Annotated in this window: 10 protein-coding genes; 3 read left to right on the forward strand and 7 right to left on the reverse strand. The window is 64.9% G+C overall.

The window, feature by feature from the left end:
* Nucleotides 1-83: 83 nt before the first annotated feature.
* From RPR59_RS13380 to RPR59_RS13410, 7 genes are all read right to left on the reverse strand, one after another.
* Nucleotides 84-2,108, reverse strand: a complete 2,025-nt coding sequence (locus tag RPR59_RS13380; protein WP_313914863.1) for a phosphocholine-specific phospholipase C — start codon at nt 2,106-2,108, stop codon at nt 84-86.
* A 384-nt stretch (nt 2,109-2,492) separates the two neighbouring features.
* Nucleotides 2,493-3,449, reverse strand: coding sequence for a family 43 glycosylhydrolase (locus tag RPR59_RS13385; RefSeq protein ID WP_313914865.1), 957 nt, complete (start codon nt 3,447-3,449; stop codon nt 2,493-2,495).
* Nucleotides 3,450-3,738: 289 nt separating this feature from the next.
* Complete coding sequence (locus tag RPR59_RS13390) at nt 3,739-4,464, reverse strand: RES family NAD+ phosphorylase (protein ID WP_313914867.1); 726 nt, start codon at nt 4,462-4,464, stop codon at nt 3,739-3,741.
* Complete coding sequence (locus RPR59_RS13395; RefSeq protein WP_313918524.1) at nt 4,461-4,796, reverse strand: MbcA/ParS/Xre antitoxin family protein; 336 nt, start codon at nt 4,794-4,796, stop codon at nt 4,461-4,463. The genes RPR59_RS13390 and RPR59_RS13395 overlap by 4 nt, the downstream gene beginning before the upstream one ends.
* A gap of 374 nt (nt 4,797-5,170) precedes the next feature.
* Complete coding sequence (locus RPR59_RS13400) at nt 5,171-5,287, reverse strand: DUF2474 family protein (RefSeq protein WP_313914869.1); 117 nt, start codon at nt 5,285-5,287, stop codon at nt 5,171-5,173.
* Nucleotides 5,287-6,294: a cytochrome d ubiquinol oxidase subunit II gene (cydB, locus tag RPR59_RS13405; protein ID WP_313914871.1), complete on the reverse strand. Its 1,008-nt coding sequence runs from the start codon at nt 6,292-6,294 to the stop codon at nt 5,287-5,289. Before cydB ends, RPR59_RS13400 begins: the two co-directional genes overlap by 1 nt.
* Nucleotides 6,294-7,703: a cytochrome ubiquinol oxidase subunit I gene (locus tag RPR59_RS13410; protein ID WP_313914873.1), complete on the reverse strand. Its 1,410-nt coding sequence runs from the start codon at nt 7,701-7,703 to the stop codon at nt 6,294-6,296. Before RPR59_RS13410 ends, cydB begins: the two co-directional genes overlap by 1 nt.
* A gap of 624 nt (nt 7,704-8,327) precedes the next feature.
* Here RPR59_RS13410 and RPR59_RS13415 point away from each other — a divergent pair.
* The 3 genes from RPR59_RS13415 to RPR59_RS13425 all read left to right on the forward strand — a co-directional run bounded on the left by RPR59_RS13415 (nt 8,328) and on the right by RPR59_RS13425 (nt 11,574).
* Nucleotides 8,328-8,909, forward strand: a complete 582-nt coding sequence (locus tag RPR59_RS13415) for an ANTAR domain-containing response regulator (protein ID WP_313918526.1) — start codon at nt 8,328-8,330, stop codon at nt 8,907-8,909.
* On the forward strand, nt 8,906-10,117 hold the full coding sequence (locus RPR59_RS13420; protein ID WP_313914875.1) for a CmpA/NrtA family ABC transporter substrate-binding protein: 1,212 nt from the start codon (nt 8,906-8,908) through the stop codon (nt 10,115-10,117). Before RPR59_RS13415 ends, RPR59_RS13420 begins: the two co-directional genes overlap by 4 nt.
* A gap of 209 nt (nt 10,118-10,326) precedes the next feature.
* Nucleotides 10,327-11,574 (forward strand): nitrate/nitrite transporter, encoded by a 1,248-nt coding sequence (locus RPR59_RS13425; protein ID WP_313914877.1) that lies wholly within the window; start codon nt 10,327-10,329, stop codon nt 11,572-11,574.
* Nucleotides 11,575-11,581 lie beyond the last annotated feature (7 nt).

Below are 11,581 nucleotides of genomic sequence, written 5' to 3' on the forward strand. Positions count from 1 at the left end.
GCTGCACCTAGGCCCGCTTCGCAACAGGAAAATGACAGTGATAACCGGGAACTCCGGGCGCGCATTTCCGCGCCCGCCGGCACTCAGGCCGGGTGGGGGAATCCCGCCACGGGTTCGCTGACGCCCGGCTCGCCATTCTCGATATTGCCCGCAAGGCGCAGGCGCGTGGCGCCCGGCGCATCGACCTGCAGGTCGTACCAGCGATGCGCCGCCAGCCTGAGTGGCCACCTCGCCCGCGCGCCCGCGCTCACGCGCAGCCTGTCACTTGCCCCGGTATGCGCACAGTGCAGCGACAGGTCCGTCGCCGAGGCGCCGCGATTGACCAGGCGGAGCACGCCCTCGCGCCCCGGTTCGTCAAACGCCAACAAGGCCTCGACGCGCGGGGCGTTGGCACCGCCGCGAAAGTCGCGCTGAAATCCGTTCGGCCCGCGCACGACCAGGGCATGCGCTTCATCAGCGCGCAATGCCCAGCTTTCCTCCAGATGCGAATTGGCCGCGACCGTGAAATAGCGCCAGCCGGGAAAGGCGATTTCATCCTGCACGCCAAAGATGACGCCGACCGGCCCGTCATTGACGAAGCGCAGCCTCAGTTTCCCGTCGCCCCAGCTCGGTTCGACCGAGAATCGATAGGGCAGCGCACGAGCCGGGCGCGTCCCCGCTTCCTGCACCGGCACCTCCCGGCTGGTTGCGATAGCGGGTGCGGGCGCGCTGGCGCACAGCTTCTCCGTCTCCTCGACATAGCCGGCCACCGAGGGGAGCGCCGCTGCCCAGCGGGTGTCGAGCCGCGCCTCATAGGGCGTGTCGAAATCGAAGATGGAGGTCAGGTCGCCGCAGCAGGCGCGGCGCCATGGCGAAATATTCGGTTCCGCAACGCCAAATCGCTTTTCCAGGAAACGCAGCACCGATGTATGGTCGAACAGTTGGGAATTGACCCAGCCACCCCGCGTCCAGGGCGAAATCACCATCATCGGCACGCGCGGGCCGAGGCCGACAGGCTCCCCCTGATAGGTTTCGCTGCGGACATCGACATTGCTCGCGCCGTAGCGCGGCGAAATGGCGGGCACGGGCGCGGGCACATGGTCGAAAAACCCGTCATTCTCATCATAATTGAGGATGAACGCGGTCTTGGCCCAGACCTTGGGATTGGCGGCAAGGGCGGCGACCAGGCTGCTGATCAACACCTCTCCGAACGGCACCGGCGCATCGGGATGCTCGCTCATCTGCATCATCGGCACGATCCACGACACCTGCGGCAGGTTGTCGGCGGCGACATCCGCGGCGAAGGCGGCGATCAGATGTCGGGCCTGGGTCTTTTCCGGATCCTTTGGCGCCTGGCCGTCGATCCAGTCGACAAAGGCGCGGCCCCGGCGATAGCGGGACGATGTCGGATCCAGCTTTCGGAACTCCTTGAAATAGCCGAGCGGGTTGTCCGAATAATTGGCGAGTTCCTGATAGATGCGCCACGATACGCCCGCTTCTTCCAGCCGCCCGGCATAGGTTCGCCAGGGCAGTCCTTCGCTATCGTCGTCCTTCGCCATATCGGCGCCCGGATTGGGATCGCTGCCGCCGTTGGTGACGCAATATTCGCCTTCCAGGCCGACACTCAGGCCGTTGGTGCCGGTGAAATGATATAGGCGGTTCGGCCCGGTCGGCCCCTGGAGCGAGCAATGATAGGCGTCGCATATGGTGAACTGGTCGGCCAGCGCGTAATAATAGGGAATGTCAGCACGGGTCAGGTGCGCCATGGTCAATGGGCCTTTCTGCGCCGCCCAGCAGTCCCAGTTGCGCCAGCGCGCCTGATTGTCCTTCCAGCTATGGTCGAGCCCCGTGAAGCAGCGCGCATTGCTGTCGTTATAATCGAGGCGGAACGGCCACGCGATCTGCCCGCCGTCGCGGTCCGCCCGTCGCTGCGCCCAGACGGGCCGGCCGGTGGGCAAGGTAACCGGGCGGGGGTCGGCAAAGCCGCGAACGCCCCGCAATGCGCCGAAATAGTGATCGAAGGACCGATTCTCCTGCATCAGGATCACGACATGCTCGATATCGTCGATCGATCCGCGTTCCGATGCGCGCGCCAGCCCGTTTGCCGCACTGCCCTGCGTCGCTGCCATTGCAGACGCGCTCAAGAGGAAAGTTCTGCGATCTACCGCCATATCCGCCCCAACAGCTTTGCATCGCCGCCCGCTAATAGGTTTCCCGACGCGGTCGAACATGTTCCTGCGAAAGCAGGAACCCAGAGTCGCAAGCGCTGCACCCGCATCCCGGGCTCCTGCGAAGTGATGCACCTAATCGGGAAATGCGCTAGGGCCCCAATGTGGAGCGTTGATGACAGCGGGCCGATTTTTTTGTATTTTTGACGGGTTCGCTCAGTATTCCAACATCCGACCCCGGCCAGCGGCAGCTATGCCTACCGACATGCGCTGCGGACGAGCCTGGTGGTTGGGGGATCAGCCGGCCGCATACCGAGCGACGAGGCCGCTCACTGCGCAGCGTGGTCAACGCTCCATGTCGACCGGCGTTATGCGGCCGGCGGCGTCATATTCGATCGGCTGGACGACGACCCTGCGCGATCCCCGATAGGGGCCGTCGTCATCCTTGTCTTCCCAGCGGTGATAGGCGATCCACCAGCGCCCGTCGATCGGGCTTTTGAAGAATGCGTGGTGGCCCGGCCCCTTATACCGGTCGTCGCTCTTCAACAGCACGCCCTGATAGCGCCACGGCCCGGTCGGGGAATCCGCGGTCGCATAGTGCACCTGATAGCTCGCATCATTGTAACGGCCATGGCTGTAGGACAGGTAATAGCGCCCGTCGCGCCGGTGCATGAACGCTCCCTCGGTGAAATGCGGCGGCTGGTTCACCGGAACGCGGCGCGCGACCGTCACCATGTCGTCCGCCAATTCCCATAGCCGCAGCGTCGAGCCTGCGCTGCCGCCGGCATAGAGCAGGCGGCGGCCGCTGGCCGGATCGACATAGACCATGGGATCGATCGCCTCGAATCCGTCACCGCCGCCGACCAGCGGCTTGCCCGAATCCCGGCAGGGGCCGGTCGGCGTGTCGCATATCGCCACGCCGATGCGGCTGGGCGTCGGATTCTGCGGGCCGACGGCGTAATAGAAAAAATATTTCCCGTTCGCCGCCACCATGTCCGGCGCCCACAGCGCATGAAAGCGGGCGCCGTCATCGTCGATCCAGTCGATATCGGCGATGTCGAGCAACGGACCCTCGCGTCGCCAGTGCTCCAGGTCGTCCGAGGCCCAGGCGGACAGCGTCTCGCCGTCATGGGTGGGGTAGAGATAGACCGTATCGTCCACGACCATTGCAGATGGGTCGGCCCCGTCGAAAACCGAATCCCGCGCCTGTGCCGCGCCGGCGATGCCAGCCGCCATTACCGCGGCCAGCAGCATCCGTTTCGTCCGCTTCGCGGTCACGCCGCCCGCCTCAATATTCGACATCCGGCACAACGCCCTTGGGCGCCTCGCTCATCGCGCGGATCAGATCTGTCTCGGCCATATGCACGTATCTCCGGACCGGATAGGAACATATTTATAAGACTAAATAAAGCGCGTTCTTTGGATCACCACTGCCTGGCAATGTCCTCTCGCTGCCGTTCGGACCATATGGCGAGAAGCCGCCTCGCGCCGGTCGGCTGATACAGGCGCGCCTGGCGCGCGAGCGCGAGCGCGAGCGCGGCGGCGGTGTCGGTGACGGATGGCCTATGCGGAAGCGCCGCAGCCGGTATGCTCAGGCGGGATCCTCGTCGATCCGGAACACCTCGCCCCCCGTGACGTCACGATAGAAGTCCACGCGTGTGCCGTTCCAGTGATAGTCCAGATGGCGCCCCTGGATCGCATTGGCGGCCAGATCGGGGTAGAAAAGCGCCGCGCATTCACCGCCGCGATTCCGGCAACTCGGATAGGCGATGCCGTCGCTGCCGGCCGCGTGCAAGGCGGCGGCAAGCACCTGGCTCGCCGCATGGCTGTCGGGGTCGAGCGCCTCGTCGAACGCCCCGGCGCCGTTCCGGAGGTCATGGGCGTCCAGTTCGAGGTCGAGCACGATCTCACGGAATTGCGAGGTCCAACCCTCCGGCTCTTCGGTGCGGGCCATGAACCGCGCGTGATGGTGGACGGTCTCGGCAAGTGCCGTCTCGAAGGCGTTGGCGGCATAGAGCACGCCGTACTCGCCGATGGTAAACCGGCTTGGCCGGTCGCGGCTGACATGGGTGAACGGCGCCATCAGATAGGACGCTCCGGGGCCGCCGACGCGGCGCTCCGGGGGCACCAGGTCGATAGTGCCCAGCGTCTCCATCAGCCGCGGGTTCGTCTTCTGCTCGGCCGAGACGAGGAGCGGCCAGTCTTCCGGATCGGCCACGTCCTCGAACAGGTCGATCGGCGGATGGACGCTGCGGATGATGCGCCGGGCGTGCCGCCATTCGACCCGGCGGACCGGGACGGTTTCGGGATCGATCACCAGCCGCCGCGCTCGGCGTCGAGATAGCGCCGCACCCGCATCAAATCGGTCAACTCGCCGCCGAGCATCACGTCGAGCGCCGAGCGGCCGCCGAAGGCGTCGTTCGGCGCCTTGATCCAGCGATAGCCCCGCGCGGGCTCGTTGAAGACGATCCTGAGCGCCTTGTGGATGCCCATCAGGTTCGACAGCCGCGCCTTGCCGTCGCGGCCGATACGACCGGGACCGCCCGCCTTCCAGCGCCGATAGCTGCGAAGCCCCAGATCGAGCAGGGTCGCCGCCTGCTCGTCGGTCAGGCCCCAATGGCCGAACAGGCGCACCACCGCGCGGAACATGGCCCCGGCTTCCGCATCGGTGATCGGGTCCGGCACAAAGGGCGCCGCTTCGGTGTCGATGCGCGTCAGCACTGCCATGCCATATTTCCTGTCATATGGCTTTATATGGCTATTATGCTGCCAAATGGCAATGCTGCACGCGGAAGGCGCTTCACGCGACCGCGCTCTACGGCGCGGGTCCGGTGGAGGACGCACGCCACGATACACATGGCCACCGACACTTTCGGCAGCCCGATCGGCTTTCTCTTCGCGGCGGCAAAGCCGCGATGTCCTTGCAGCACCTGAAACACGCCATGATTACGGACGTTGGAGGCCAAGGCGGCCGTGCGACAGGTGGAGATCACCGCCCAGCGCAGATGCCCCGCGCTCGGCGTTCAAGCGATCCACAGCCGCAGGACGCCGGCGACCGCGCCGATGACGACTACGCTTGCCAGCCAGATCAGCGCCATCCAACCGAGCCGCTTCCAAATGGACGAATGGTCGGCTTTCATCAATGATATCCGTGCGTTCCGACCTTGCCGCGAAAAACCCAATAGGCCCAGGCGGTATAGGCCAGGATCATCGGCATGATGACGGCGACGCCGACCAGCATGAACACCTGACTTTTCGCCGGGGCGGCGGCATCCCAGATGGTCAGGCTCTCAGGCACGACATAGGGATACATGCTGATCCCCAGGCCGATGAAGCCCAGCAGGAACAGGCCGAGCGCCGACAGGAAGGGCACCCGTTCGCGGCCGCGCGACAGCGCGCGGAAGAACAGGGCCGAGGCGATCAGCGTCAACAGCGGCACCTGTGCCGTCAGCAGCACGCCCGGCATATCGAACCAGCGCCGCCAATAGCTGTAATGGAGGAAGGGCGTGTAGAGGCTGACAGCAAGCAGCGCGAGAAGCGTCAGTACGCCGAACAGCCGGGCGAGTCGAAAGGCGCGCGCCTGCCCGCTGCCCTCGGTCTTCCAGATCAGCCAGCAGGCGCCGAGCAGCGCATATCCGCACGCAAGCGAGACCCCGGTCAGCAGCGTGAATGGCGTCAGCCAGTCGAGCCAGCCGCCGGCATAGGCATCGTCGGCAACCGTGATGCCCTGCAGGATCGCGCCGAGGGTGATCCCCTGGGCCAGTGCCGCAATCAGCGAGCCGGCGGTGAACGCAGCGTCCCACAAGGGGCGGTGGCGCTCGTCGCGCCAGCGGAACTCGAATGCAACACCGCGAAAGACCAGCCCCAGCAGCATCGCGATCATCAGCGGATAGGTCGCCGGCAGGATGATGGCGTAGGCCAGCGGGAAAGCCGCGAACAACCCGCCGCCGCCCAGCACGAGCCAGGTTTCGTTGCCGTCCCAGACCGGCGCGATCGCGTTCATCGCCTGGTCGCGCTCGGTTCCCACCGCGAAACCGGGAAACAGGATGCCGATGCCCAGGTCGAACCCGTCCATCACCACATACATGAATACGGCGAAAGCGATGATGAACGCCCAGGCGGTGGTAAGGTCGAAATCGACTGCCATCAATCCTGCTCCGCCGGCTGGTGATCGATGCCCGAAGCCGGCGTGATGCCGGCTGTGCGGATGGGAGTTTCCGGCTCGTCCCCGCGCGGTCGGGCCGAGCGCCGCATCAGATGGAAGATGTACCAGACGCCCGCGCCGAACACCGCGAAATAGACGAGCACGAATGCGATGAGCGAGCTGGCGACCGCCGGCGCCGCCAGCGGCGAATGCGATTGTGCCGTCAGGAGATGCCCGTACACCGTGAACGGCTGGCGGCCGGCCTCGGTCGTCACCCAGCCCGCGATCACCGCGACGAAGCCCGACGGCGCCATGATCATTGCCGCGCGGAGCAGCCACGGCCAGTCATAGAGCCGCCCCCGCCAGCGCGCGACCAGGCTCCACAGTCCGAGGCCCAGCATGGCAAAGCCGATCGCGACCATGATGCGGAACGACCAGAAGATGATCGGTGTCGGCGGCCACAGGTCGCGCGGGAAATCGGTGAGCCCCGACAACGGGGCATCGGGATTGTGTTGGAGGATGAACGAGCCGAGCTTCGGCACTTCTACCCGGGCATGGACGGTCGCGTCCTCGTTGCTGGGAAAGCCGAACAGGATGAGCGGCGCGCCGTCCGGGCTGGGCTGGTAATCGCCCTCCATCGCCAATATCTTTGCGGGCTGATGCTCGAGCGTGTTGAGACCGTGCATGTCGCCGGCAAGAATCTGGATCGGCGCGACCAGCGCCGCCATCCACATCGCCATCGAGAACATTTTGCGCGCATGCCCGCTGGTCCGATCGCACAGCAAATGCCAGGCGCCGACGCCGCCGACCACCAGTGCCGTCGTCAGATAGGATGCGATGACGGTGTGAACGAGCCGAAACGGAAAGCTGGGGTTGAAGATGATCGGCAGCCACGATCCCGCCGGCACGAACTGGCCGCGCGCGTTCATGGTGAAGCCCGTCGGCGTATGCATCCAGCTATTCGCCGCGATGATCCAGGTGGCGGAAATCAGGGTGCCCGCCGCAACCATCAGCGTGGCGAGGAAATGCAGTTTCTTGCCGACCTTTTCCATGCCGAACAGCATGACGCCCAGAAAACCTGCTTCGAGGAAAAAGGCGGTGAGCACCTCATAGGCCATTAACGGCCCGATGACCGGCCCCACTTTTTCGGAAAATACCGACCAGTTGGTGCCGAACTGATAGGACATGACGATGCCTGACACGACGCCCATGGCGAATGCGACGGCAAAGATCTTCACCCAATAGCGGAACAGATCCAGATAGACCTGCTTGCCGGTCTTTAGCCATAGGCCCTCCAGCACCGCCAGATAGCTCGCCAGCCCAATCGAGAAGGATGGAAAAATGAAGTGGAAGCTCACAGTGAAGGCGAACTGGATGCGCGCAAGCAGGACAGCATCAAGCGATTCCAGCATCGTCATCCTCCATTCCGAGCCGCACCGACCGGCAACGCGAGAACCTGCCGCCTTCTAGCATTTTTCAGCAAGGCAGCGACAGCCGGGTCATCACCGGAACAAAATGTCCGACTGTTGCCGTCTGGTGTCAGCATGCGAATGTCCGCGCCGAAATGCACACTGCCCGGCAGCTTTCGCACGCAACCGCTCAGTCCTTGGCGGCGCGCATCCGCTGCATTCGGTATCCCGACGGCCGAGCAGATAGCCGGCGAGCAGCGGCAACCCTGTTGGTAGGGGCAGTGGTAGACACGCCGAAACCTAGCTAGATTGATTTTACTTCGTCCGCTTGTCGGCAGCACCTGTCACCACCGGGGACTGTCCAGAAGCCGAAATCCCATAGATCATCGCCTGGGGTCCACGGATTCGGGCACCGCCGACTTTCCGACGCCTCTCGGCGTCCCAACTCTAAACATTTTCTGTCGGTCGGGTTTCGGGCGAAGATGGCTGGAAAGCTGCTCCTCCGGGAACCCGCACATCTCTAATTGGCGATTGGTTTCGGAAGGACATCCGCCAATCGAAGTGCGGCAAATCGTTTGACGCGCCGCAGCATGACAGGCAATCGGACGACGAAACGGAAGGATGGCTGTGCGGATTGTCATCGTCGATGATAGTGGTTTGCGCGCCTCGGTCCTCGAGGAGGGGCTGCGTGAGGCCGGCTATGACGATATCCATCTCGTGCCGCCGCGCGGCGCTTTCGTCGCGCAGATTGAACGGATGGCACCCGACGTCGTATTGATGGACCTGGGCAGTCCCAGCCGCGACATGCTCGAAGAAATGCTGCTGGTCAGCCGCGCACTCGCCAAGCCGATCGCCATGTTTGTCGACCGGTCCGACGAAGCGATGATCGGCGCGGCGATCGATGCCGGCGTTTCCGCTTATGTGGTGGACGGACTGCGCAAGGATCGGGTCAAGCCGATTCTCGACCTCGCGGTCAGACGCTTCAATGCCTTTGCGCGAATGGCGGCGGAACTCAACGAAGCGCGCACCGCGCTTGCCGACCGCAAGACGATCGACAAGGCCAAGGCGATCCTGATGACCAACCGGGGGATGAGCGAGCCTGACGCTTATGCGCTGCTGCGCTCGACGGCGATGAACCAGGGGCTGCGCATCGTCGAGGTTGCGGAGGCTCTGATCACCGCCAGCAGCCTGCTGGGAGATCAAGCATGACGACGATCCGCGCGGCCTTTCTGCCGCTGACCGACAGCGCCGTGCTCGTGGCGGCGCGCGAGAAAGGCTTCGCCGAGTCCGAAGGTATCCAACTTGACCTGGTGCGCACTACGAGCTGGGCAACATTGCGTGATCGACTGGTTTACGGCCAGGTACAGGCGGCGCACATGCTGGCACCGCTAGCGGTCGCGGTGGCGCTCGGCCTGAGCCAGCAGCCGGCAGCGCTGGCGGCACCGTTCAAGCTCAACATCAACGGCAACATGCTGGTGATGACGGCGGACTTCGCAGCGGCGTTGGATCCCGATTTGCCCTCGCGGCTGGCCGATCCGCTCGCCGCCGCGCACGATTTTGCCAGCGCGATCGGGCTTTATCGCCGAAAGCCGGTCATCGGCGTGGTGCATCGTTTTTCCAGCCATGCGCTGTCGTTGCGCTATTGGCTGGCAAGTGCAGGTATTGATCCCGACCGCGACGTGGTGTTGCGCGTGCTGCCGCCTTCCCTGATGGTCGAGGCGAGCCGATCCGGCGAGATTGATGGTTTCATCGCCGGCGATCCCTGGCCGGCGGCGGCCATCGAGCAGGGGCTTGTCGAGGCGGTCGCGCTCGGCGCGCGGATCTGGCAGCGCGGGGTAGAGAAGGTACTCGCTTTCCGCACCGAGTGGATGGAGGACAATGCCGCGACGATCGACCGCTTCCTGGCCGCGCTGACCGAGGCGGCGCGCTGGTGCGACGATCCGGCCAATCGTGCCGAACTTGCGGCATTGCTCGCGAGGCCCGATTATGTCGATCAGCCGGCGGCGATCATCGAACGCGGGCTGCAGGGCCTCGTGATTCCTCGAGCAAGCGCAGCACCGATCGAAGTCCCCGACTTCCTGATCTTCAACCGAGAAGCAACCGCCTTTCCGTGGCGCAGCCAGACGCTGTGGATCTATTCGCAGCTCGTCCGCTGGGGGCAGGTCAAACCGAGCCGAGCGGCCGAACAAGCGGCGGCATCGGTATTTCGGCCCGACGTGTTCCGGCGCGCACTCGGTGCCAGCGATGTCGCGATGCCGGGCGCCAGCATGAAGCTGGAAGGCGCGGTGTCGGCGCCGATCGGCGTCGGCGCCTATCGCGGTGCGCTGACATTGGGGCCGGATCGTTTCTTCGACCAGCGCGTGTTCGATCCAGAGCGCGTCGCCGACTATATCGCCGGGTTCGATGTGCCGCGCTGAGCAGCTCGTTTTTCCGTATTGCAACATGAGTCGAATCGGTGAATAACATTATCCGACGCGCAACGACGTGCGCCTGATCGGATGCAATTCCCCAAAGGCGGGGCAACAAGCGTCCACCCAGCAAGCAGCAGAGCCGCTGACCGGATTTCGCCGATGCGAACGTCCGGCGAGCGGCTTTTTCGTGTCTTTCGCATACGGGGACAAGCATCATGGCAACCGCATTTTGGGATCGCACGGCGCAAGCATCGACAGACGAGCAGGCGCCCACCAACTTCTGGAAGGCCGGCCACTGGCCGACGCTGATCGCCGCATTGTTCTATTTCGATCTGGCCTTCATGGTCTGGGTAATCCTCGGGCCGATGGCGCCGCAGATCGCCCTGACACTCGGGCTTAGCCCTGCCGAGAAAGGGTTGATGGTAGCCACTCCCACGCTGGCCGGAGCGCTGTTGCGCGTCTCCAACGGTCTGCTGGTCGATCGCATCGGGCCGAAGCGTTCGGGCGCGATCAGTCAGCTCATCGTCATCGGCGGCCTGCTTTCGGCCTGGCTGCTCGGCGTCGACAGCTTCGGCGGCACGCTGGCGCTCGGTGTGATCCTGGGCTTTGCCGGGGCGAGCTTCGCGATCGCGCTGCCGCTCGCGAGCCGCTGGTATCCGCCCGAGCATCAGGGCAAGGCGATGGGGCTGGCCGGCATGGGCAATTCGGGCACCGTGCTCGCCGCCCTGTTCGCGCCGACGCTGGCCAGGATGCTCGGCTGGACCAGCGTGCTCGGGCTCGCCTGCATTCCACTTACCATCGTGTTCATCGCCTATATGATGATGGCGAAGGACGCGCCCGACCAGCCGGCGCCCAAGAAGCTCACCGAATATCTCCACCCGCTGAAGTCGGTCGACGCCTGGTGGCTGATGGGATTTTACGCCGTCACTTTCGGCGGGTTCGTGGGGCTGGCGGCGTCGCTGCCGATCTATTTCACCGACCAGTTCGGGCTGAGTCCGGAGATGGCGGGATATTGCACCGCGGCCTGCGTGTTCGTCGGTTCGCTGGTGCGGCCGCTGGGCGGCGCGATGGCGGACAGGGTCGGCGGCATCAAGGCGCTGGCGGTGGTGTTCGCGGTGGCGGCCGTGACGCTGGCGGGCGTGAGCATCGCGCCGGGCGTGGCGATCGCGCTCGGCCTGTTCGTGGCGGCGATGCTGGCGCTGGGCGTCGGCAACGGGTCGGTCTTCCAACTCGTGCCACAGCGCTTTCAGCAAGAGATCGGGGTGATGACCGGGCTGGTCGGAATGGCCGGCGGGGTCGGCGGTTTCTACCTTGCCTCGTCGCTCGGCTTTGCGAGGCAGCTTACCGGCAGCTTCGCGCCGGGTTTCCTGATCTTTGCCGGGCTGGCGGTGCTGGCGCTGATCGGGTTGGCGCTCGTCAAGCGCCGCTGGCGCGCCACCTGGACCACCGGCGCACGCATCTGAACGATCG

Source organism: Stakelama saccharophila (genome assembly GCF_032229225.1).
Classification (GTDB): Bacteria; Pseudomonadota; Alphaproteobacteria; order Sphingomonadales; family Sphingomonadaceae; genus Sphingomonas; species Sphingomonas saccharophila.

What these genes read in the sequence shown, in the direction of transcription:
- RPR59_RS13380 (WP_313914863.1), bottom strand. Translation starts at nt 2,108, where the DNA reads ATGGCAGCGACGCAGGGCAGTGCGGCAAACGGGCTGGCGCGCGCATCG.
- RPR59_RS13385 (WP_313914865.1), bottom strand. Translation starts at nt 3,449, where the DNA reads ATGTCGAATATTGAGGCGGGCGGCGTGACCGCGAAGCGGACGAAACGG.
- RPR59_RS13395 (WP_313918524.1), bottom strand. Translation starts at nt 4,796, where the DNA reads ATGTTCCGCGCGGTGGTGCGCCTGTTCGGCCATTGGGGCCTGACCGAC.
- RPR59_RS13400 (WP_313914869.1), bottom strand. Translation starts at nt 5,287, where the DNA reads ATGAAAGCCGACCATTCGTCCATTTGGAAGCGGCTCGGTTGGATGGCG.
- cydB (WP_313914871.1), bottom strand. Translation starts at nt 6,294, where the DNA reads ATGGCAGTCGATTTCGACCTTACCACCGCCTGGGCGTTCATCATCGCT.
- RPR59_RS13410 (WP_313914873.1), bottom strand. Translation starts at nt 7,703, where the DNA reads ATGCTGGAATCGCTTGATGCTGTCCTGCTTGCGCGCATCCAGTTCGCC.
- RPR59_RS13420 (WP_313914875.1), top strand. Translation starts at nt 8,906, where the DNA reads ATGACGACGATCCGCGCGGCCTTTCTGCCGCTGACCGACAGCGCCGTG.
- RPR59_RS13425 (WP_313914877.1), top strand. Translation starts at nt 10,327, where the DNA reads ATGGCAACCGCATTTTGGGATCGCACGGCGCAAGCATCGACAGACGAG.